Annotated in this window: 19 protein-coding genes; 12 read left to right on the top strand and 7 right to left on the bottom strand. The window is 65.6% G+C overall.

Annotated elements, in window-relative coordinates; genetic code table 11:
* Positions 1-8: 8 nt before the first annotated feature.
* From kdpB to LOY34_RS18100, 4 genes are read left to right on the top strand one after another with little or no spacing between them, the layout of a single operon-like run.
* On the top strand, positions 9-2,063 hold the full coding sequence (gene kdpB, locus LOY34_RS18115) for a potassium-transporting ATPase subunit KdpB (RefSeq protein ID WP_195884658.1): 2,055 nt from the start codon (positions 9-11) through the stop codon (positions 2,061-2,063).
* Between the two features lie 15 nt (positions 2,064-2,078).
* A complete protein-coding gene (kdpC, locus tag LOY34_RS18110; protein ID WP_195884657.1) occupies positions 2,079-2,639 on the top strand; it encodes a potassium-transporting ATPase subunit KdpC in 561 nt (186 codons plus the stop codon).
* Between the two features lie 15 nt (positions 2,640-2,654).
* Positions 2,655-5,309, top strand: a complete 2,655-nt coding sequence (locus LOY34_RS18105) for a sensor histidine kinase KdpD (protein ID WP_093380958.1) — start codon at positions 2,655-2,657, stop codon at positions 5,307-5,309.
* Positions 5,306-5,998 carry a response regulator gene (locus LOY34_RS18100; protein WP_195884656.1) on the top strand — a complete coding sequence of 231 codons (693 nt, stop codon included), beginning with the start codon at positions 5,306-5,308 and terminating at the stop codon, positions 5,996-5,998. Before LOY34_RS18105 ends, LOY34_RS18100 begins: the two co-directional genes overlap by 4 nt.
* A 60-nt stretch (positions 5,999-6,058) precedes the next feature.
* Here LOY34_RS18100 and LOY34_RS18095 read toward each other — a convergent pair whose 3' ends face one another.
* Complete coding sequence (locus LOY34_RS18095; protein ID WP_045194791.1) at positions 6,059-7,099, bottom strand: patatin-like phospholipase family protein; 1,041 nt, start codon at positions 7,097-7,099, stop codon at positions 6,059-6,061.
* A 158-nt stretch (positions 7,100-7,257) separates the two neighbouring features.
* On the opposite strand from LOY34_RS18095, the gene LOY34_RS18090 reads away from it, so the two are divergent.
* The 3 genes from LOY34_RS18090 to LOY34_RS18080 all read left to right on the top strand — a co-directional run bounded on the left by LOY34_RS18090 (position 7,258) and on the right by LOY34_RS18080 (position 9,204).
* A complete protein-coding gene (locus tag LOY34_RS18090; protein ID WP_028941416.1) occupies positions 7,258-7,536 on the top strand; it encodes a hypothetical protein in 279 nt (92 codons plus the stop codon).
* A gap of 14 nt (positions 7,537-7,550) precedes the next feature.
* On the top strand, positions 7,551-8,321 hold the full coding sequence (locus LOY34_RS18085) for a CHAD domain-containing protein (RefSeq protein WP_230090884.1): 771 nt from the start codon (positions 7,551-7,553) through the stop codon (positions 8,319-8,321).
* Between the two features lie 82 nt (positions 8,322-8,403).
* A complete protein-coding gene (locus tag LOY34_RS18080) occupies positions 8,404-9,204 on the top strand; it encodes an acyl-CoA thioesterase II (RefSeq protein WP_045194787.1) in 801 nt (266 codons plus the stop codon).
* A gap of 6 nt (positions 9,205-9,210) precedes the next feature.
* Here LOY34_RS18080 and LOY34_RS18075 read toward each other — a convergent pair whose 3' ends face one another.
* The 3 genes from LOY34_RS18075 to LOY34_RS18065 all read right to left on the bottom strand — a co-directional run bounded on the left by LOY34_RS18075 (position 9,211) and on the right by LOY34_RS18065 (position 12,021).
* Complete coding sequence (locus LOY34_RS18075) at positions 9,211-9,573, bottom strand: Mpo1-like protein (RefSeq protein WP_045194785.1); 363 nt, start codon at positions 9,571-9,573, stop codon at positions 9,211-9,213.
* Positions 9,574-9,649: 76 nt separating this feature from the next.
* A complete protein-coding gene (locus tag LOY34_RS18070; RefSeq protein ID WP_045194783.1) occupies positions 9,650-11,128 on the bottom strand; it encodes a methyl-accepting chemotaxis protein in 1,479 nt (492 codons plus the stop codon).
* 86 nt (positions 11,129-11,214) lie between these two features.
* Complete coding sequence (locus LOY34_RS18065) at positions 11,215-12,021, bottom strand: TatD family hydrolase (protein ID WP_045194781.1); 807 nt, start codon at positions 12,019-12,021, stop codon at positions 11,215-11,217.
* A gap of 158 nt (positions 12,022-12,179) precedes the next feature.
* On the opposite strand from LOY34_RS18065, the gene LOY34_RS18060 reads away from it, so the two are divergent.
* On the top strand, positions 12,180-13,604 hold the full coding sequence (locus tag LOY34_RS18060; protein WP_195886026.1) for a transglycosylase SLT domain-containing protein: 1,425 nt from the start codon (positions 12,180-12,182) through the stop codon (positions 13,602-13,604).
* Between the two features lie 570 nt (positions 13,605-14,174).
* Complete coding sequence (locus tag LOY34_RS18055; protein ID WP_045194777.1) at positions 14,175-14,483, top strand: hypothetical protein; 309 nt, start codon at positions 14,175-14,177, stop codon at positions 14,481-14,483.
* Positions 14,484-14,501: 18 nt separating this feature from the next.
* Here the strand turns inward: LOY34_RS18055 and LOY34_RS18050 are convergent, their stop codons facing one another.
* The gene (locus LOY34_RS18050; RefSeq protein WP_195884655.1) at positions 14,502-15,719 is read right to left on the bottom strand and encodes a DUF3422 domain-containing protein; all 1,218 of its coding nucleotides are present in this window, start codon (positions 15,717-15,719) and stop codon (positions 14,502-14,504) included.
* Positions 15,720-15,871: 152 nt separating this feature from the next.
* Between LOY34_RS18050 and greB the strand changes: the two genes are divergently transcribed.
* Complete coding sequence (greB, locus tag LOY34_RS18045) at positions 15,872-16,348, top strand: transcription elongation factor GreB (RefSeq protein WP_195884654.1); 477 nt, start codon at positions 15,872-15,874, stop codon at positions 16,346-16,348.
* Here greB and LOY34_RS18040 read toward each other — a convergent pair whose 3' ends face one another.
* Together LOY34_RS18040 and LOY34_RS18035 are read right to left on the bottom strand one after the other, a co-directional pair.
* A complete protein-coding gene (locus tag LOY34_RS18040) occupies positions 16,349-18,847 on the bottom strand; it encodes an ABC transporter permease (protein WP_045194764.1) in 2,499 nt (832 codons plus the stop codon).
* A complete protein-coding gene (locus tag LOY34_RS18035) occupies positions 18,847-19,530 on the bottom strand; it encodes an ABC transporter ATP-binding protein (protein ID WP_045194762.1) in 684 nt (227 codons plus the stop codon). Before LOY34_RS18035 ends, LOY34_RS18040 begins: the two co-directional genes overlap by 1 nt.
* A gap of 10 nt (positions 19,531-19,540) precedes the next feature.
* Here LOY34_RS18035 and LOY34_RS18030 point away from each other — a divergent pair, with 10 nt between their 5' ends.
* Positions 19,541-20,146: an arylesterase gene (locus tag LOY34_RS18030; protein ID WP_195884653.1), complete on the top strand. Its 606-nt coding sequence runs from the start codon at positions 19,541-19,543 to the stop codon at positions 20,144-20,146.
* A gap of 56 nt (positions 20,147-20,202) precedes the next feature.
* Positions 20,203-20,484 carry a hypothetical protein gene (locus LOY34_RS18025; protein ID WP_010222548.1) on the top strand — a complete coding sequence of 94 codons (282 nt, stop codon included), beginning with the start codon at positions 20,203-20,205 and terminating at the stop codon, positions 20,482-20,484.
* The last annotated feature ends 6 nt before the right edge of the window (positions 20,485-20,490 follow it).

Raw genomic sequence — 20,490 nt, 5'->3', positions numbered from 1 at the left:
AACAACTGATGAACATGCCGATTCCTGAAGTAAAGGCGCAGGCCCCCGAGGCTGCGCGCACTACCTTTGCCGCCCTGTGGCGCCCGGCGCTGGTGCAGGCCTTCGTCAAGCTCGACCCGCGCCAGCTCAAGCGCTCGCCGGTGATGCTGGTGGTGGAACTGACCGCAATCTTCACTACCTTGCTGTGCTTCGTGCCCGACAGCCGCGTGCCGACTGGCGTGGCGGTGCAGATCGCCCTGTGGCTGTGGTTCACGGTGCTGTTTGCCAACTTCGCCGAAGCCCTCGCCGAGGGCCGCGGCAAGGCCCGCGCCGACAGCCTCAAGGCCGGCAGCCAGGGCCTCAGTGCCCGCCGCCGGACGGCCTCGGGCAGCTTCGAGATTGTACCGGCCACCAGCCTGCGCAAGGGCGATGTGGTCAAGGTCTCGGCCGGGGAGATGATCCCTGGCGACGGCGAGGTGCTCGAAGGTATCGCCGCGGTCAACGAGGCGGCGATTACCGGTGAGTCTGCGCCGGTGATCCGCGAGTCCGGCGGTGATCGTTCGGCGGTGACCGGCAACACCCGGTTGGTCTCCGACTGGCTGCTGATCAGCATCACCAGCAACCCCGGCGAGTCGACCCTGGACCGCATGATCGCCCTGGTCGAAGGCGCCAAGCGGCAGAAGACCCCCAACGAAATCGCCCTGGATATTCTGCTGATCGGCCTGACCCTGATCTTCCTGGTGGTTGTGGTGACCCTGCAGCCGTTTGCCCATTTCGCCGGTGGCAGCATCCCCCTGGTGTTCCTGGTGGCGCTGCTGGTCACGCTGATCCCGACCACCATCGGCGGCCTGCTGTCGGCCATCGGCATCGCCGGCATGGACCGCCTGGTACGCCTTAACGTCATCGCCCGTTCCGGCCGTGCGGTAGAAGCGGCAGGCGACGTGCATGTGCTGATGCTCGACAAGACCGGCACCATCACCTTCGGCAACCGCCGCTGCAGCGCCCTGCATGCTGCGCCTGGCGTCACCGCCCGCGAGCTTGGCGAGGGCGCCTTGCTGGCGTCGCTGGCCGACGACACCGCCGAAGGTAAATCGATTGTCGAATACCTGCGCCAGTTGCATGACTTCAACGAACCCAACGCCGAACAGTTCACGCCTGTAGTCTTCAGCGCCGAAACCCGGCTGTCCGGCATCGACTACCAGCAGCGTCGCTACCGCAAGGGCGCGGTGGACTCGGTGCTGGCCTTCGTCGCCATGCAGCGCCTGGAAATGCCCGCGCCCTTGGCCCGCGAAGTGGACAAGATCGCCCAGAGCGGCGGCACGCCCTTGCTGGTCTGCGCCGACAAGCGCCTGCTGGGGGTGATTCACCTCAAGGACGTGGTCAAGCCGGGCATCCGCGAGCGCTTTGCCGAATTGCGCAAGCTGGGTATTCGCACGGTGATGGTCACCGGTGACAACCCGCTGACCGCCGCCGCGATTGCCGCCGAAGCCGGGGTCGATGACGTGCTCGCCGAAGCCACCCCGGAGAAGAAACTGGCGCGCATTCGCCAGGAACAGAACGACGGCCGCCTGGTGGCGATGTGCGGCGACGGCGCCAACGACGCCCCGGCGCTGGCCCAGGCCGATGTCGGCATGGCCATGAACGACGGCACCCAGGCCGCGCGCGAGGCGGCCAACATGGTCGACCTCGACAGCGACCCGACCAAGCTGCTGGATGTGGTCCAGGTCGGCAAGGAGCTGCTGGTGACCCGCGGCGCGCTGACCACCTTCTCGATTGCCAACGATGTGGCCAAGTACTTCGCCATCCTCCCGGCGCTGTTCGCGGCGATCTACCCGCAACTGGGCGTGCTCAACCTGATGCACCTGAGCAGCCCGCAAAGCGCGATCCTCTCGGCGATCGTCTTCAACGCCCTGATCATCGTCGTGCTGATCCCGCTGGCCCTGCGCGGGGTGCGGGTACAGGCGGCCAGCGCCGCCCACCTGCTGCGTCGCAACCTGCTGATCTATGGCCTGGGCGGGCTGATCGTGCCGTTCGCCGGGATCAAGCTGATCGACCTGTTGCTCACCGCCCTGAAGCTGGTCTGAACCAAGGAGATGACCATGACTACCCCTATTCGTCCGGCCCTGAGCCTGATCCTGTTGATGACATTGATCACCGGCGCGGTGTACCCGCTGGTGGTCACCGGGGTGGCCCAGCTGGCCTTCCCCGAGCAGGCCAATGGCAGCCTGCTGCGCGACGGCCAGGGCCAGGTGCGTGGCTCGCAGTTGATCGCGCAACGCTTCGAGGGTGACGCCTGGTTCCAGTCGCGGCCGTCGGCCGGTGACTACGCCACGGTATCGAGCAGCGCCAGCAACCTGGCGCCGAGCAACCCGGCGCTGGCCGAGCGGGTCAAGAGCAGCGCCGCGCAGTTGTATATCGAAGCGCAGGGGCCGGTGCCGCTGGCCTTGCTGACCACCTCCGGCAGCGGCCTGGACCCGCACCTGTCGCCGGCGGCGGTGGCTTACCAGCTGCCGCGGGTGGCGGCGGCGCGCAAGGTTGCCCCCGAGGCCTTGCAAGTACTGGTCGAGCAGTCCACCCTGCACCCCTTGATCGGCCCGCCGGTGGTCAATGTACTGGCCCTGAACAGCGCCCTTGAGCAGCTGTCGCCGGCGTCGAAATAAGGACAGGCAGTGAGCATGAGCAATTCCGAACGCGCTGATGCGTTGTTGGCCGGGCTGCCGCGCGAAGGGCGCGGCCGGCTCAAGGTATTTCTGGGGGCGGCGCCGGGGGTAGGCAAGACCTACGCCATGCTCCAGGCCGCCCATGCCCAGCTGCGCCAGGGCGTGGCGCTGCTGGCGGCGGTGGTCGAGACCCATGGCCGCGCCGAGACCGAGGCGCTGCTCGGCGGCTTGCCCCAGCAGCCGCTGCTACGCAGCGAATACCGCGGCATGCTGCTGGAAGAAATGGACCTCGACGGCCTGCTCAAGGCCCGTCCGCAACTGGTGCTGGTCGACGAGCTGGCCCACAGCAACGCCCCCGGCAGCCGCCATGCCAAGCGCTGGCAGGATGTCCAGGAACTGCTGGCCGCCGGCATCGACGTCTACACCACGGTCAACGTCCAGCACCTGGAAAGCCTCAACGACCAGGTGCGTGGCATTACCGGTGTGCAGGTGCGCGAAACCCTGCCCGACTGGGTGCTGCAGGAAGCCTTCGAACTGGTGCTGATCGACCTGCCGCCGCGCGAGCTGCTCGAGCGCCTGCGCGAGGGCAAGGTCTATGTGCCGGAGCAGGCGCGGGCGGCGATCGATGCATTCTTCACCCAGACCAACCTGACCGCCTTGCGCGAGCTGGCCATGCAAACCGCTGCGGCCCAGGTCGATGCCGACCTGGCCCACGGTTACCGCCAGCTTGGCCAGGATGCGCCGGCCTTGCGCGGGCGTTTGCTGGTTGGCGTCGATGGCGATGCCCAGGCCGAACGCCTGGTGCGTCACGCCAGCCGGGTGGCGCAGCGGCGTCATCTGCCGTGGACCCTGGTGCACGTCGACAACGGCCGGCTACGTGACGAAACCGCGCGCCAGCGCTTGCAGGCGGCCCAGCAACTGGCCGAACGGCTGGGCGGCGAAGTGGTGCTGCTGCGCGCCGGCGAGGTGGCCAAGACCCTGATCCAGCATGCCCTGGAACGCCGCGCCAGCCTGGTGCTGGTCGGCCAGTCGCGCGATCGCCTGCGCCGGCGGTTGTTCGGCGCTGGCGTGGCGACGCGCTTGCTGCGCGATGCCCACGGCCTGGAAATCAACGTGCTCGACCGCGACACTCAGCCCGAGCCGCCCAGTGCAGCGGCGAAAAAGGTCTGGGTCTGGCGTCATTACCTGTTGGCCTTCGCCGCCACGGTCCTGGCCACCGGCCTGGCCTGGGCGGTGGCCAGCGTGCTGGCGCTGCCGAACATTTCGCTGGTGTTCCTCGCGGCGGTGTTGCTGGTGGCGGTGCGCAGCAGCCTGGGCCCGGCATTGGCCTGTGCAGTGATGTCGTTTCTGGCCTATGACTTTCTGTTCATCCCGCCGAATTTCTCCTTCAGCATCCAGCGTGAAGAAGACGTACTGACCTCGCTGTTCTTCCTGTTGATGGCGGCGCTTACCGGCAACCTGGCGGCGCGCCAGCGCCGGCAATTGCAGGCTTTGCGCGAAACCCAGGAGCAGACCAGCCAGTTGCTCGACCTGTCGCGCAAGCTCACCGCTGCCACCGATCGCCAGGCGGTATTCACCGCCGCCGGCCAGCACCTCGATGGCTGGCAGGACCTGCAGGTGTGCCTGCTCGAGCGCGACGCCGAAGGCCGTCTGCAGGTGGCCAGCGGCGGCAACCTGCAGTTCAGCGACAACGAGCGTGCCGCCGCCGACTGGGCCTGGCAGCACGACCAGGCCGCGGGTCTGGGCAGCGATACTTTGCCCAACGGCCGTTGGTGGTGGTGGCCGCTGTCGGTGGACGATGCGCGTCTGGCGCTGCTCGGCGTGCGCCCGCACAAGGGCGAGCAACTCACCGCTCAGCATCGGCGCCTGCTCAAGGCCCTGAGCCAGCCGCTGGCCCAGGCCCTGGCGCGGGCGCGCTTGGCCGAGCAGCTGGAATCGGCGCGTTTGCACGGCGAAACCGAGCAACTGCGCAGCGCCTTGCTGGCCTCGGTGTCCCACGACCTGCGCACGCCGCTGACCGCCATGCGCGGCAGCATCGACAGCCTGCTGGCCCTCGGCGAGGCGATCCCCAAGGCCGACCGCCAGGAGCTGCTCGAAGGCACCCGCAATGAAGCCGAGCGCCTGGATCGCTATATCCAGAACTTGCTCGACATGACCCGCCTGGGCCATGGCGGCCTCAAGCTTGCGCGCGACTGGGTGGCGCCCGGCGACATCGTCGGCAGCGCCCTGAACCGCCTGCGGGTGGTGCTGGCGCCGTTGCAGCTGCGCACCGAAGTGCCGGCCGATCTGCCGCTGTTGTTCGTGCACGCGGCGTTGATCGAGCAGGCGCTGATCAATGTGCTGGAGAATGCCGCGCGCTTTTCGCCGGCGGCTGGCCGCCTGGACCTGCAGGTCAGCGTCGACGGCGAGTTGCTGTGCTGTGCCGTCAGTGATGAAGGCCCGGGCATTCCCGAAGCCGACCGCGAGCGGATATTCGACATGTTCTATACCGCCGCGCGTGGTGATCGAGGCGGGCAGGGCACGGGGCTGGGCCTGGCGATCTGCCAGGGCATGATCGGCGCCCACGGTGGGCACATCCGCGTCGCTGACGGTATCGATGGCAAGGGCACCTGCATCACTCTATGCTTGCCGCTGCCGACCCAACCCGAGCCTGAAAGCGAAGCCCCATGAGCCAGAGCGCGACCCTGCTGGTCATCGATGACGAACCGCAAATCCGCAAGTTCCTGCGTATCAGCCTGAGCTCCCAGGGCTACAAGGTAGTGGAAGCCGGCAGCGGCGCCGAGGGTCTGACCCAGGCGGCACTGGCGCGCCCGGACCTGGTGGTGCTTGACCTGGGCCTGCCGGACATGGACGGCCAGCAGGTGCTGCGTGAATTGCGCGAGTGGAGCGCGGTGCCGGTGCTGGTGCTGTCGGTGCGTGCCAGTGAAGTCCAGAAGGTCGAAGCCCTGGACAACGGCGCCAACGACTACGTCACCAAGCCCTTTGGCATTCAGGAATTCCTCGCTCGCGTACGCGCCTTGCTGCGCCAGGCGCCGCAGGCATCGGCCAGCGTCTCGGCGCTGAGCTTCGGGCCGTTGACCGTCGACCTGGCGTTTCGCAAGGTGACCCTGGACGGCGTCGAGGTGGCGCTGACGCGCAAGGAATATGCACTGCTGGCGCAGCTCGCCAGCCATCCCGGGCGGGTGATTACCCAGCAGCAACTGCTCAAGGACATCTGGGGGCCGACTCATGTCGACGACAGCCATTACCTGCGCATCGTCGTCGCCCATGTGCGCCAGAAGCTTGGCGATGACCCGACGGCGCCGCGGTTCATCGTGACTGAGCCCGGGGTGGGGTACAGGCTGATCGGACCGGAGTAGGGCCAAGCCCGCTCCCACAGCAAGTGTAGGAGCGGGCTTGCCCCGCGATGCTGTTAGTCATCAACGCCGCTCCGCCTCATAGTTATCCAGCGTGTCGCGGGCAATCTCCCGCCCCAGGGCGATCAGTTCCGGCGCCTTGTAGAACTCGAAGAACCGGCACACCCGCTTGGGCACGTTGATCAGTACATCCGGCGGGTAGCCGGCAATCTTGTACTGCGCCAGTGACGTCTGCATCACCTCGAAACTCTGGTTGATCAAGTCAAGCAATGACGCCGGCCCGACGTTGTCGATGATGAACGAGCCGGTCGCCGATTTCGGCGCGCCTTCAATTTCTGGCGCTGCCGCCGGTTGCTGGGCTTCGGGGTCGGCGGCATCGCTGAGCCAGGGGTTGGGGATTTGCGCCGCCTCCGGTTGCAGGCCCTGCTCGATACGCATCAGTTGTTCGGCCGGTTTGCGCCGGAACGGCAAGTGCGAACCCAGCGAATTGATCAGGTTGTCAAAGCGCAGCTTGAACGCCGCCGGGCGTTCGATCACTGGCAACTGGTACTGCTTCTGGTTGGTCGAGTTGAGGTTCACGGCGATGATCAGGTCGCAGTGGCTGGACACCACCGGGATGATCGGCAAGGGGTTGAGGATGCCGCCGTCGACCAGCATGCGGTTGCCTTGCACCACGGGCGTGAACAGGCTGGGGATCGCCGCCGAGGCACGCATGGCCTGGTGCAGGCAGCCTTCCTGAAACCAGATTTCCTGCTGGTTGGTAAGGTCGGTGGCCACCGCCGTGTAGGGGATGCGCAGGTCTTCGATGTTGATCTCGCCGACGATTTTGCGGATCTGGCCGAAGACTTTCTCACCACGGATCGCCCCCAGGCGAAAGCTCACGTCCACCAGGCGCAGGACGTCGAGGTAGTCCAGGCTTTCAATCCAGTTGCGGTATTCATCGAGCTTGCCGGCGGCATAAATTCCGCCAATCACCGCGCCCATGGAGCAGCCGGCGATACAGGCGATGTCATAGCCACGGCGTTCGATTTCCTCGATCACGCCGATGTGTGCATAGCCCCGGGCCCCGCCCGAACCCAGAACCAGTGCGACGCGTTTTTTCATGATGCTTCCCCGGTGTTCTGCTTCCATGGTCTAACAATGCGCCCAATTGTGTCTGTGCTTCAATCGTCACTGGCACTGGGCTACGCTGAACAGGGCACTTTTCTCGCTGTTTACCGTCGAAGTCGCCACCCTGATCTTTTTCTTTTGAGGTATTGCCGATGAAAGCCTGGATTTGCCTGCCCCTGATTGCTCTGGTTCTGACCGGTTGCGCTGGCAAGACAGCCTACCGCGACAGCTGCGCCAATCAGCTGGACTCGGCCTGGAAGGAGCTCGACCTGGCCAAGGCCGAAGGTTTCGCCGGTACTGTCAGTTATTCAAAAGCCCTGTCGTTGTTGACCGGGGCCAAGACCCAGCAGCAGTTCGAAGCGTTCGAGGGCTGCAGCAAGAAGGCCGAGAAGGCTCGCTTCTACATTCGTGAATCTCGCGCCGGGCGCTGATACAGGAGTAGACCATGTCGTCGGCCATGCTCGACCACGTCATTGCCCAGGTGCTGAGCCTGCAGGTGCGCCTTTTGGCCTGCCAGGCGCGCCTGGTTGCCGATACCGACAGCGAGGCGCTGCACGACCTGCGCATCGGCGTGCGGCGCTTGCGCAGTGTGTTGCGACCGTTACGGGCACTGCCCGGTGTCGATCAGCTGGAAGCTGCGGCCAAGGCCCTGGGCAGCTTGACGACGCCGTTGCGTGACCGTGAGGTACTGGCCGCGCAGCTGCTTGAGCGCCAGCAAGTGGCCGCCGCGCAGGCACGCCTGGCCCAGCGCCGGCAAACCTTCGCCAGCGTTGCCGCCAGTGCCGAACTGGCGCGCCTGCTGGCGATCATCGACGCCTTTCCGGTGTTCCTGCGCGCCGCCCAGCGCCAGGGCTTGATCCGCCAGCTGCAACAGCGCATCGACAAACGCCTGGTAAAACAGTGGAAGCAACTGCGTCAGGCCCTCGACGACCCGGCCCACGACCGCCATCGTCTGCGCCTGCTGATCAAACGAGTGCGCTACGCGGCCGAAGCCTACCCGCAACTGCAGCACTCCAACTCGCGCCTGCAAAAGGCTCTCAAGCGTGCCCAGAGTGACCTGGGCAGTTGGCACGACCTGTTGCAGTGGCTGCTGCAGGCCGAGCAGCAACGCGATCTGGCGCCGTGCGTCAGCCATTGGCAAGCGCAGTTGGCCAAAGCCGAACAAGACGCCGACGCCACCCTCGAACGCCTGCAGGCGCAGCTTGCGCAGCGATAGCCCGCTGAAATGGCCGAAATGCGTGCTGTAGACCGCTTGCTGGCTGGTTAAGATCAGTTTTTTCCTGATCGCTGAGGTCGGCATGAACTTCTCACAATTGCTCACGGCGGTCCGCCAGCATCCCCAGTCGGTAGTTATTGATTCCAGCTGGGCCCAGGGCCGCGCCTGTTTCGGCGGGCTGATGGCGGCCTTGCTGTATGAGGCCATGCTGGCCAAGACCTCGCCGGGGCGCCCGGTGCGTTCCCTGGCCATCACCTTTGTCGGCCCGGCCGAGCCGCAAATGCCGATCAGTTTTGAAGTGGAACTGCTGCGCGAAGGCAAGGCGGTCAGTTCGCTGCTGGGCCGCGCCGTGCAGAACGGCCAGGTGGTTACCCTGATGCAGGGCAGCTTTGGCAGCGGCCGCGATTCGCTTATCGATGTTCCGGCCTTGCCGGCGGTAGACATGAAGCCGCTCGAGCAGTCGAGCACGGAGCTGCCGTACATCAAGGGCGTGACCCCCGAGTTCATGCGCCATGTGTCACTGCGCTGGGCCATCGGCGGCATTCCGTTCAGCAACAACAAGTCCCGCGACATGGGCGGCTGGGTGCGTTTTCGCGACAGCGAGCGTGAAGAGCCGATCAGCGAGGCGCACTTGCTGGCGCTGGTCGATGCCTGGCCGCCGACCTTGCTGTCACACCTGAACAAGCCGGCGGCTGGCAGCACCCTGACCTGGACCATCGAGTTCATCCAGCCGGTGGCGAGCCTGACCACCCTGGACTGGTGCCGCTATCACGTCGAAACCGAACATGCCCGCGATGGTTACGGGCATGCGGCGGCTGCGCTGTGGAGCGACAAGGGCGAGTTGCTGGCGCTCAGCCGCCAGACCGTAACAGTGTTCGGCTGACGCCACTCAATGCCGGTGGCGGTCGCGCCAGGCGCGCCACCAGGCACCGCTGAGCACAAAGCGCGGGAAGGTGATGAACTGCTCCACCAGCAGGCGGCCGATGGCGTCCTGGCGGTTGGCGAACGGCTCGGGTTGCTGGGCCTCCAGGCGATGCCCCTGGCGTTGCAGGCCGAGCCCGGCGATCAGGGCGATGATACCCACCGCCAGTTGCCCCAGGTCCAGCGAGAACAAACCGGACAGCACCAGCAGCACGCCGAGGATGAACAGCGGCACGGCAATCAGGTGCAGCACCAGGTTGGTCGGGTTACGGTGGTTGTGGTGGTAGCCACGCCATTGCCAGGCGGGCAGGTTGGGCAGGCGTTTGCTCATGGAAATGTTCCTCAGGGTCTTGCCTGAAGAATAGTGCGGCCCCGGTGAAGGGGCCAATCGATGGCGCCTATGACGCCTATAGCTTGAGCTGACCGATGGCCTTGTTCAGCTCACCGGCCAGGGTCGCCAGCTCGCTGCTGGTGGTGGCCGAGTCGACAGTCTGCTGTACGGTCTCTTCGGTCACATCGCGGATGCTTACCACTGCCCGGTTCATTTCTTCGGCCACCTGGCTTTGCTGCTCGGCGGCCACGGCAATTTGCGTGTTGCTTTCGCGCATCTGTGCCACCGCGCTGGTGATTTCCGCCAGGGCGGCGCCGGCTTCCTGGGCCTGCTGTACGCAGTCGTCGGCCTTGAACGAGCTTTCCTGCATGAAGTCCACGGCGTCGCGGGTACCGGCCTGCAGCGCCGAGACCATGGTGGTGATTTCGTCGGTGGAGGCCTGTACGCGCTTGGCCAGGTTGCGCACCTCGTCGGCGACCACGGCAAAGCCGCGGCCCAGGTCACCGGCACGGGCGGCCTCGATGGCAGCGTTGAGGGCCAGCAGGTTGGTCTGTTCGGCAATGCTGTGGATCACCCCGACCACGCCGTTGATCTTCTGGCTGTCGTCGGCCAGTTGGCGAATCATCTCGGCGGTCTGCTGCACGCCGCTGGACAGCCCGGCAATCGAGGTCTGCACCCGGCTGACCACCTCCTGGCCACTGCCGGCCAGGGAGTCGGCGCTCTGCGACAGGTCGCGGGTGGCGCCGGCGTGCTGGGCAATGTGGTAGACCGTGGCGGTCATTTCGTTGATGGCGGTGGCGGCCTGGTCGGTTTCGCTCTGTTGGCCGAGCATGCCGTGGCGCACATCGTTCATGCTCGCGGCCAGGCGCGCGGCGCCGGAATCCAGCTGCGCGGCAGTGCGCGCCACGGTGTTGACCACCCGGTGGTAGGTGGTTTGCATGGCGTTGAAGGCGCTGGCCATCTGTCCGACTTCATCGCCGCAAGCCAGCGGCACGCGGGCCGACAGGTCGCCGGTTTTTTCCACGTGCAGCATCACGTCCTTGAGGGTGTTGAGCTGGCTGAGCAGAAAGCGGATCAACAATTGCGAGGCACAGAGCATCGCCAGCATCAGGATCAGTACGCACACGGCGTAGTTGGTGAAGCGGTCGGTGAACACCTGGATCAGGCTGGGGGAGGGGGCGAGCACGGCAATCTGCTGGTCACCGCGGCTGATCACCTGGGCGCCGGTCAAAGGGTTCTCACCCAGCAACGGCAAGCCTTCGAGTTCGACCCAGCCTTGGGCCGTGGCCAGCGCATCGAGGCTTTGCCCTTCAAATTGCGGTACCTGGCCGGGGCTGTAGGTCAGCCACAGGGCGTTGCTCGGCAAAGTTTGCCCGGCAGGCCAGGCAGCCAGCAACTGCGCCTCGGCTTCAGCTTTGCTTTGGGCGGTCTGGGCCCGCGCCTGTTGCTCCAGGTGCACGGCATAGAGCACCAGGAACAACGTGGTGACAAAGGCGACCGCGTTCACGGCCCAGAACTTGTATTTCAGGGAGATATTGCTAAGCCAGGCACCCATGGTAGGTCTTCTCTGATTGAGCGGAAACATTGTTGGCAAGGTGCCATCATTGTGCCGACTCGATCATCAAGACGTTTTGATATGCGTCAAATAATCGCGGGCAGGTTAAAGAAGGCCCGTGCCGTGGCGGTGCTGTGGGCGGCCAGTTGCTCGACGCTTTCGCCACGGTGCAGGGCCACTTCACGCAGCACTTCGGTGAGGAACGCCGGTTCGTTGCGCCCGCTTTTCGGTTTGGGCCGCAGGCTGCGCGGCAGCAGGTAGGGCGCATCGCTTTCGAGCATCAGGCGGCCCTGGGGGATGCTGCTGACCAGTGGGTGTAGGTGGGTGCCGCGGCGCTCGTCGCAGATCCAGCCGGTGATGCCGATGTGCAGGTCCAGGTCCAGGTAGCCGAACAACGCTGCGCGCTCGCCGGTAAAGCAGTGCACTACCGCTGCCGGCAGGCGGTCGCGAAAGTCCTTGAGGATCGCCAGCAGGCGTTCGCTGGCGTCGCGCTCGTGGAGGAACACCGGCATCTGCAACTCGACCGCCAGGGCCAGTTGTTCTTCCAGGGCTTTTTCCTGCTGTGGGCGTGGCGAGAAATCGCGGTTGAAATCCAGCCCGCATTCACCCACCGCCTGCACCCGCGGCTGTTCAAGCAAGGCCCGCAGCTGACGGCTGCTGGCACTGCTCCAGCTGCTGGCGTCATGGGGGTGCACGCCTGCGGTGCTGAACAGGTGCTGGGCGCTTTCATCGAGTTGCTGGCACAGCTCCAGGGCCTGTTCGCTGCCCTCAAGGCTGGTGCCGGTGACCATCATCTGCACCACCCCGGCGGCCAGGGCGCGTTCGAGAATTGCCTGGTGTTTGTCGGCAAAACTTGGGTTGGTCAGATTGACGCCGATGTCGATGAGTTGCATGGTGCTACCTCAGGCCGGAAGCCGGCCAGCATAACAAAGCTCGACCGAAATCGATAAAGCCAAGAACTTCAACGAGTTGTCGTGGTCTTTTGCGGTCAATTGTCATGGAACGACTGCAAACTATGGCGCCAACCCCACACGCGCGGACCTCGCAACGGATGACCCGAGCGCTGTTTTTGTTGATCGTGCTGAGCTTCTCGCTGCTGCCTACCGGGCCGGCCAGCGCGCGTCTGGCCGGGCCGCAACAGGCGGTGCCCAAGACCCCGGCGCGCGACCTTGCGCAAATCCGCAGCAGCCGGGTATTGAAGGTACTGGTCAACCAGAGCCGCAACAGCTCCGGCGAAGTCAAGGGCGAGCCGGTGGGGGTCGAGTATCACCGCCTGCGCGCGTTCGAGCATTACCTCAATGCCCGCGCCCGCGATGGCGAGGAAATCCGCCTGAAGATCATCCCTCGCGCCAAAGACCAGTTGCTGGCCGCCTTGCAGCGCGGCGAAGCCGACCTGGTGGCGCCTGGCGAGCTGGTCGACCCGACCTCTACCCGCGGTCTCAGCGCCAGCGATCCGGTGGTCGACAAGGTGCCGCTGGTGCTGGTCGGGCGCAAGGGCGAGCGCAGCGTCCAGCGCGTCGAGCAGTTGTCCGGGCGTACCCTGGCGCTGACCAGCTCCAGCGCGGCCGGTGACACCCTGCACGAGATTAACCAGAAACTGGCCCTACGTAAGCTTGCGCCGATCAAGGTCGAGTGGGTCGACCCGACGCTGGCCGTGGAAGACGTGCTGGAGATGGTCCAGGCCGGGATCTTTCACCTGACCGTGGTCGAGCAGCCGATTGCCGAACGCTGGGCCAAGGTCATGCCCAAGCTGCGGGTCGAGCGCAAACTGCACCTGGCCAGCCCCGAGGCCATGCGCTGGTACGTGCGCCGGGATGCGGTGATGCTGCACGCCAGCGTCGATCGTTTTTTGCAGGGCTACAAGGCGCCGGCCAACCAGGACGCAGCGTTCGAGCGGATCTACCGGCGCCTGTACCGGGTGCACAACCCGTTGGCGCGTAGCGACCGCAAGCGTCTGGAAGCCCTGCGGCCGGTGTTGCAGCGCCATGCCAGCGCACAGAATATCGATTGGCTGAACCTGGCGGCGGTGGCCTTCAAGGAGTCTTCCCTTGACCCGAGCGCGCGCGGCGCCGGTGGCGCCCACGGGCTGATGCAGATCACCCCCAGCGCTGCCCAGCGGGTCGGGGTGAGCAATATTTCCAATGTCGATGGCAATGTTCAGGCCAGCGCCCGCTACATGGCGCTGATCCGGCGCAAGTTCTTTGCCAGTAACCAGCTCAACGAGCGTGAGCGCATGGCCTTCACTCTGGCGGCCTACAACCTGGGGCCGGAGCGGGTCCAGGCGATGCGCGCCGAGGCCCGGCGGCGGGGGCTCAATGGTAATCAGTGGTTTTTCCAGACCGAGCGCATTGCCATGGAGCAGGTGGGCATGGGGCCGGTGAGTTATGTGAACAGTGTCAACAAGTACTTCCTGGCGTTTGATCGGGAGCGGGCTTCGCTGGAGCCCAAAGGGGGGAAGGGTAATGGGCGCAAGTAGGGGGGGTGTTGCTCATTAGGGTTCAGGGAGATCCGGATGGGGCGGGGATGCCGAGTCACCTTTGCGCCCTTACGGCGCCTTACTTTTTTCAGTCGAAAAAAAAGTAAGCAAAAATTCTTGCCCCACCAGGGGCCCTGCGCTGCGCTTCGGGTCCCCTCGCTCCGGTGTCGCTACGGGGCATTGCGAACTACGAGTTGCAAGCAACTCTACGTTTCGCAACTTCGGCTATCGCCGAAGGTGCTGCGCACTCGCCCCTTCGCAACACCTGCACTCGGCCCTTCTGGTTAACGGGGCCGGTGGATCAAGATCAAAAGCAGATCACGATCAAGAGCACAATTCGCTTCGCTCTTGCTGAGCGCGGCTTGTCGAAATTCCGGGGTTTTTTAGTCCCAGGGCCGTTGACATTCCACCCGCAGCGCCTCTAGGATGCTGACTTGCGCCGATTTAAACAGCTACTTGCGGGGCGCAGGGTTACCTCTTCGGGGGTTTCACCAAATACCGCTAAAACGCTGGTTCGGTGACGCCTCCCACCGCAGCCCAGCGGGTTTTGCGAGGCGGAGATCTAACCCCATGAGTTGTCCACGTTCCAGTGTTTGCCTGACCCCGTTGCCCGCCAGCCAGGGCACGCGCACGCCGCGTATTCTTCTGGGCGGCAGTCATCAGCCAACCCTCCTGCGCTACCTTGACGGCTGGCCGCGTCGCAACAGCCGCAACACTGCCTTCCTTATCCAGTTCGCCGACAGCCGCGATTCCCTTGGCCAGTTTGCCAACGACCGTTTCGATCTCGCCGTGATCCAGTCGCCCAGCGCCGACGACGCTGCCGAAGTTATCGGCCACCTGACCCGCGTCGCCCGCCAGGGTTTGATCACCCGGGCCTGAGCAGCCCGGGCCCGGGCGTCAATGCGCCTTGGCTTTCCTGATCCGTAGCAAAATCACCAGCAGGGTCAATATCACCACCGGCGCCATGCCCAGCAGCGCTTCGCGGGCAGTGATCTGTGCGCCGAGGGTGTGCAGGCCGGCATATAAGAGCTTGAACAGGCTCAGCAGGTAGTAGCTGATGGCGATGATCGACAGGCCTTCGACTGCCCGCTGGATCTTGATCTGGGTGTCGGCGCGGGCGTTGAGGCTGCGCAGGATCTCGGCATTCTGTTCTTCCATCTCCACCTGCACCCGCGCCTGCAACAGGTCGCCGAGGTTGGCGACGCTTTCGGCCAGGTGCTCCAGACGCTGCTCGCTGGCCGCGCAGTAACGCACGGTGGGCTTGAAGCGCCGCTCGATGAACACCCCCAGGCGCTGGCAATCGCCGACATGGCTCTCGCGCAGTTCGCCCAGGCGTTCGAACACCAGTTGCGCATAGGCCTGGGTGGCGCTGAAGCGGTGGCGGTGCTTGACCGTGCTGCCGACCACCTGGCGCGACAACTGGGCGATATCGGCCAGCAGCGCTTTGGCGTTGCCGCCGTCACTGCTGACGTTGCGCTCCGACAGGCTCACCAGTTTACGGTCATAGGCGTCCAGTTGCGGGCCCAGGGCCTTGGCAGCGGTCAGCGACAATGACGCCATCATCCGGTAGGTCTCGATCTCCAGCAGGCGGCGGATCATGCGCCCCTGGCGGTAAGCATTGAGCCTGCGGTTGATAAACAGGAAGCGGTTGGTGCCATCGGCAGTCAGGCGAAAATCGCTCCACACCACGGCATCGCCGCCTCCCACACATGAGCCGCTGGGGTCCTTGAAGCCGTAGCGGCTGAGGTCGAGGTTGTGTTCATCGCGCACCAGCACCTGCACCGAATTGATCATCTGCTCACGGTAGGGCTCCACACCTGCAGCCAGAGCCGCCGGCAAAGTGCTCCAGTGCAGCTCGGCGCTGGCGGCGGGCACCACCAGCGTCAGGGTGAAGAACTCGGAATGGCGTTCCCATTTGAACGGATGGCCGTCCAGCGTGGTGATGCCCTGGGCGGCATCGGGCTCGAAGGCGCCCGGGCAGCAACGCTGCAACAGGGCATTGCAGTCGGCATCGGCGCCGAGAAACGCCAGGTGGAAAACATGCGCGGGCTCATCGAAATACAGCGACGGGCGGGCGTGCAACTCGTTGTGCAAGGCGGTGCGTTGGGCGTGCATGCGGGTCAGACCGTATTGTTGTGGTTGTCTGCGGTTTCACTCTTGGGACTGGAGCCGACAGGCACAAGTCACGTGCAGTTGCGCTGCGCCTCGACAGGGTTGATGATCAGGCCCTGCAAGCCACTCAGTCAGCCTGGAAGCGAGAATTTTTGTTGAGTACGCAAATCATCACGAAGGAAGGTCACGAAGCGCTCAAGCAGGAGCTGGACCATCTGTGGCGAGTCAAGCGTCCCGATATCACCCAGAAAGTCACCTGGGCGGCGTCGCTGGGCGATCGCAGTGAAAACGCCGATTATCAGTACAACAAGAAGCTCTTGCGCGAGATCGACCGCCGCGTGCGCTACCTGCGCAAACGCCTGGAAGACATGCGTGTGGTCGAGTATTCGCCAGAGCAGGAAGGCCGGGTGTTTTTCGGCGCCTGGGTCGAGATCGAGAACGAGGAGGGCGAGAGCAAGCGCTTTCGCATCGTTGGCTACGACGAGATCTACGGGCGCATGGACTACATCTCGATCGACTCGCCCATGGCCCGCGCCTTGCTGAAAAAAGAGGTCGGCGATGAAGTCATCGTCCAGACCCCTTCCGGCGAGATGTGCTGGTGGGTCAACGCCATCGACTACGTCAAACCCTGATCAGCCCTCGCGCAGTACCGCCAGCGGGCTGGCATTGAGCGCCCGGCGCGTGCCGTAGACCCCGGCGCCGCCGACCAGCAGGGCGCCGAGGACCGGCAGCAACAGCAGCCATGGGTGCGGGCTCCAGTGCAGGTCGAAGGCGTAGCGGTACAGCACCAGGGTGATCAGCTCGCAGCCAATCGCCGCCAGCAGGCCGCTGGCCGCCCCGAGCAAGCCAAACTCGATGCGTCGGGCCTTGACCAGCAAACCGCGCCCGGCGCCCAGGGCGCGCAGCAGGGCGCCCTGGCGAATACGCTCGTCGAGGGTCGCCTGCAAACCGGCGAACAGCACCGCCAGGCCCGCCGCCAGCACGAACAACAGCACGTACTCCACCGCCAGGGTGACCTGGGCGAGGATGCTGCGCAGTTGTTCCAGCAACGCATCGACCTGAAGGATGGTCACCGCCGGGAACGCCCGCGACAGCGCCACCACCTGCTGGTCATGCCCGGGGGCCAGGTAGAAGCTGGTCAGGTAGGTGGTCGGCAGGTCCTGCAGGGTCTGAGGCTGGAAGATCATGTAGAAGTTGGGCTGGAAGCTGTCCCAGTTGACCGTGCGCAGGCTGCTCACCTGAACCTGGCGTTGCAGGCCGCCGATGCTGAAGGTCAGCTGGTCACCGAGTTTGAGCTTGAGGCTCAGGGCCAGTTCGGCTTCCACCGAGACGCCGGGCAGGGCGTCGGCCGGCGGTTGGGCCTGCCACCACTGGCCTTCGCTCAGGGTGTTGCCTTGGGGCAGGTCGGCAGCCCAGGTCAGGCTCAGGTCGCGCTGCACGGCGCGGTCGCCGGTGGATTCCTTGCTGACGATCTGTTGCACCGGCTCGCCGTTGATTGCGGTCAGGCGTCCGGGGATGACCGGGTACAGCGGCGCGGCTTCGGCGGAGAACTCGCTCAGGCGCTGGGCGAAGCTGTTCTTGTCGTCGGGCAGGATGTTCAGGGCGAAGTAGTTGGGGGCGTCCTTGGGCAGCTGGTTCTGCCAGGTGTCGAGCAGCTCGGCGCGCAGCAGGGCAATCAGCGCCATGGCCAGCAGGATCAGGCCGAAGGCCAGCGATTGCCCGGCCGCCGCCAGCGGATGGCGCAGCAACTGGCCAAGGCCCAGGCGCCAGGCCAGCGGGCTGCCGGCGAGCAGGCGGCGCAGGCTGCGCAGGCCGAGCAACAGCAGGCCGCCCAGCAGCAAGGCGGCCACCAGGCCACCGCCGAGCAAGGCGAAGGTCAGCAGCAGGTCGAGGCTCAGCCGCCACATGATCAGCCCAAGGGCGAACAGTGCGGCGCCATACACCAGCCAGCTGCTGGCCGGTACCGGCAGCAGGTCGCGGCGCAATACCCGCAGCGGCGGCACCCGGCCCAGGGCGGCCAGCGGCGGCAGGGCGAAACCGGCCAGGGCCACCAGGCCGGTGGCAATCCCGGCCAGGGCCGGGCCGATGCCGCCAGGTGGGATCTGCGCCGGCATCAACCCCTGCAGCAACTGGAACAGGCCCAGTTGGGCCAGCCAGCCGAGCGCCGCGCCACACAGCGCAGCGATGCTGCCAAGAATCGCCAGTTGCAGGCAGAACAGGCTCAGCGCCTGGCGCCGCGACAGGCCCAGGCAGCGCAGCAGGGCGCTGGCATCGAAACGGCGGGTAGCGAAGCGGCTGGCCGACAGGGCCACGGCGACACCCGCGAGCAGCACTGCCACCAGGCTGGCCATGTTCAGGTAGCGTTCGGCCTTGCCCAGGGCGCCGCCGATCTGCTGGTTGCCATCGCGCGAATCCTGCAGGCGCTGGTTGGCGGCAAGGTTTTTACTCACCGCGTCACGGTAGCTGGCCAGGGCTTCGGGCTCGCCGCGCCAGAGTTCGCGGTAGCTGACCCGGCTACCCGGTTGCACCACCCCGGTGGCCTCAAGGTCGGCAAGGTTGATCAGTACCCGTGGGGTCAGGCTATAGAAGTTGCCGGCGCGGTCGGGCTCGTAGGTCAGTACCCGGCTCATGCGCAGGGTTTTCATGCCGACATCGATGCTGTCGCCGATCTTCAGCTCCAGCGCTGCCAGCAGCCGTGGCTCGACCCAGGCCTCGCCCGGTGCCGGGCCGCCACCGGCGGTTTCGCTGGCATAGGGTTCGGCGGCGCTGCGCAGCTCACCGCGCAGCGGATAACGGTCGTTGGCCGCCTTGATGCTCGACAGCTGGATGCCGTTGTCGGTGGCGATCACGCTGGAGAACTCGACCACCTGGGCATGCTGCAGGCCCAGGGCGGTGCCGCGGCTGATCTGCTCGGGGGCGGCCGGCGAGCTGCCCTGCAGCACCAGGTCGGCGCCGAGGAATTCGGTGGCGCGCAGCAGCATGGCGCCATTGAGGCGGGCGCCGAAGTAGCCGATCGCGGTACTGGCCGCCACCGCCACCAGCAGGGCGAAGAACAGCACGCGCAACTCGCCGGCGCGGGCGTCGCGCAGCAACTGGCGCAGGGCCAGGGGGAACAACGGCAGGCGTTTCATCAGGGCTCCAGCGGCGCGACCAGGTGGCCGGCGTCCAGGCGGATCAGGCGACGGCAGCGCTGGGCCAGGCGTTCGTCATGGGTGACCAGTACCAGGGTGGTGCCGCGCTCCTTGTTCAGTTCGAACAACAGGTCGCTGATGCGCTCGCCGGTGTGGCTGTCGAGGTTGCCGGTCGGCTCGTCGGCAAACAGCACCGCAGGCTCGGCGGCAAAGGCGCGGGCGATGGCCACCCGTTGTTGCTCGCCACCGGACAACTGGCGCGGCGAGTGGCTCAGGCGCTGGCCCAGGCCCACCCGTTCGAGCAGGCTGCGGGCGTGCTCGCGGGCATCGCGGCGACCGTCCAGCTCCAGCGGCAGCATGACGTTTTCCAGGGCGTTGAGGCTGTCGAGCAACTGGAACGACTGGAACACGAAGCCGACATGCTCGGCCCGCACCCGTGCGCGCTGGTCTTCATCCAGCGGGCCGAGGTCGTGGCCGGCCAGGGTCACGGAGCCTGCGCTAGGCAGGTCGAGGCCGGCCAGCAGGCCGAGCAGGGTCGATTTGCCTGAGCCCGAGGCGCCGACGATGGCCAGGCTGTCGCCTTGTTTCAATTCCAGCGAGAGTTCGTGCAGGATGGTCAGGTCGCCTTCCGCGCTGGGGACCACTTTGCTAAGGTTGCGCGCACTGAGAATGCTGGGGCCCATGGAGAATCCGATGCGAGTGTGGTTATTGAGTGCTGGCCTGGCCTTGATGTGCCTGGCCCAGGGCGCAGCCGCGGGGACCGTGCTGATTGTCGGCGATAGTATCAGTGCCGCTTTCGGCCTGGATACCCGCGAGGGGTGGGTTGCCTTGCTGGAAAAACGCCTGAAGAGCGAGGGTTTCGACGCCAAAGTGATCAATGCCTCGATCAGCGGCGACACCAGTGCCGGCGGCCAGGCGCGGCTGCCGGCGCTGCTTGCAGCGCACAAGCCAAAGTTGGTGGTGCTCGAATTGGGGGGTAACGATGGCTTGCGCGGGCAGCAACCAAAGCAATTGCAACAAAATCTTGCTTCGATGATCGACAGCTCGCGCAAAGCCGGCGCCAAGGTACTGTTGCTGGGCATGCGCCTGCCGCCCAACTACGGCAAGCGTTATACCGAGGCGTTTGCCCAGGTGTATGAAAACCTGGCGACGGAAAAACAGGTGCCGCTGGTGCCGTTTTTCCTCGAAGGGGTGGGCGGTGTACCCGAGCTGATGCAGGGTGATGGCATCCATCCGGCGCAGGGCGCCCAGGCCAGGTTGCTGGAAAATGCCTGGCCGCAACTAAAACCGCTGCTTTGACGCTTTTATAGTGACCGGCTTTCGGCTAATGTTGCGCCCCCGATTTGGAGCCCCCGATGCCGCGTCCCGCCTGGTCCCTGTATGCCTATCAATTGATCGAGCCTGACGAACAGCTTGACCTGTTCGCCTGCCAGGAGATCCGCGTCCACCTGGTAGCCCGCCAGCTCGAGCTCGGTGGCTCGGCCGACCGCACCCTCTGCGGCACCCTGTTGCCGGCGCAACCGCGCTGGTCGCAGGCCGAGCGCAGCATCTACCGTGACCGCCGCCTGTGCTCGCTGTGCCGGGCAATTCTCGATGCCCAGCGCCGTGGCACGCGGCCAGTGTGGCCCGAGCTGTAACGCGCT

This window comes from Pseudomonas sp. B21-009 (assembly GCF_024749345.1).
Taxonomy (GTDB): domain Bacteria; phylum Pseudomonadota; class Gammaproteobacteria; order Pseudomonadales; family Pseudomonadaceae; genus Aquipseudomonas.
Note: the sequence above shows the minus strand (reverse complement) of the source record. Positions and strands in the feature narration are given on the sequence as shown.

Excerpts from the sequence above, each read along its gene's own strand:
- LOY34_RS18035 (WP_045194762.1), bottom strand. The coding sequence starts at position 19,530 with ATGGGCCCCAGCATTCTCAGTGCGCGCAACCTTAGCAAAGTGGTCCCC.
- LOY34_RS18025 (WP_010222548.1), top strand. The coding sequence starts at position 20,203 with ATGCCGCGTCCCGCCTGGTCCCTGTATGCCTATCAATTGATCGAGCCT.
- kdpB (WP_195884658.1), top strand. The coding sequence starts at position 9 with ATGAACATGCCGATTCCTGAAGTAAAGGCGCAGGCCCCCGAGGCTGCG.
- LOY34_RS18055 (WP_045194777.1), top strand. The coding sequence starts at position 14,175 with ATGAGTTGTCCACGTTCCAGTGTTTGCCTGACCCCGTTGCCCGCCAGC.
- LOY34_RS18050 (WP_195884655.1), bottom strand. The coding sequence starts at position 15,719 with ATGCACGCCCAACGCACCGCCTTGCACAACGAGTTGCACGCCCGCCCG.
- LOY34_RS18030 (WP_195884653.1), top strand. The coding sequence starts at position 19,541 with ATGCGAGTGTGGTTATTGAGTGCTGGCCTGGCCTTGATGTGCCTGGCC.
- LOY34_RS18100 (WP_195884656.1), top strand. The coding sequence starts at position 5,306 with ATGAGCCAGAGCGCGACCCTGCTGGTCATCGATGACGAACCGCAAATC.
- LOY34_RS18080 (WP_045194787.1), top strand. The coding sequence starts at position 8,404 with ATGAACTTCTCACAATTGCTCACGGCGGTCCGCCAGCATCCCCAGTCG.
- LOY34_RS18105 (WP_093380958.1), top strand. The coding sequence starts at position 2,655 with ATGAGCAATTCCGAACGCGCTGATGCGTTGTTGGCCGGGCTGCCGCGC.
- LOY34_RS18095 (WP_045194791.1), bottom strand. The coding sequence starts at position 7,099 with ATGAAAAAACGCGTCGCACTGGTTCTGGGTTCGGGCGGGGCCCGGGGC.
- LOY34_RS18070 (WP_045194783.1), bottom strand. The coding sequence starts at position 11,128 with ATGGGTGCCTGGCTTAGCAATATCTCCCTGAAATACAAGTTCTGGGCC.
- LOY34_RS18075 (WP_045194785.1), bottom strand. The coding sequence starts at position 9,573 with ATGAGCAAACGCCTGCCCAACCTGCCCGCCTGGCAATGGCGTGGCTAC.
- LOY34_RS18065 (WP_045194781.1), bottom strand. The coding sequence starts at position 12,021 with ATGCAACTCATCGACATCGGCGTCAATCTGACCAACCCAAGTTTTGCC.
- LOY34_RS18085 (WP_230090884.1), top strand. The coding sequence starts at position 7,551 with ATGTCGTCGGCCATGCTCGACCACGTCATTGCCCAGGTGCTGAGCCTG.
- kdpC (WP_195884657.1), top strand. The coding sequence starts at position 2,079 with ATGACTACCCCTATTCGTCCGGCCCTGAGCCTGATCCTGTTGATGACA.
- LOY34_RS18040 (WP_045194764.1), bottom strand. The coding sequence starts at position 18,847 with ATGAAACGCCTGCCGTTGTTCCCCCTGGCCCTGCGCCAGTTGCTGCGC.
- LOY34_RS18060 (WP_195886026.1), top strand. The coding sequence starts at position 12,180 with ATGACCCGAGCGCTGTTTTTGTTGATCGTGCTGAGCTTCTCGCTGCTG.
- LOY34_RS18090 (WP_028941416.1), top strand. The coding sequence starts at position 7,258 with ATGAAAGCCTGGATTTGCCTGCCCCTGATTGCTCTGGTTCTGACCGGT.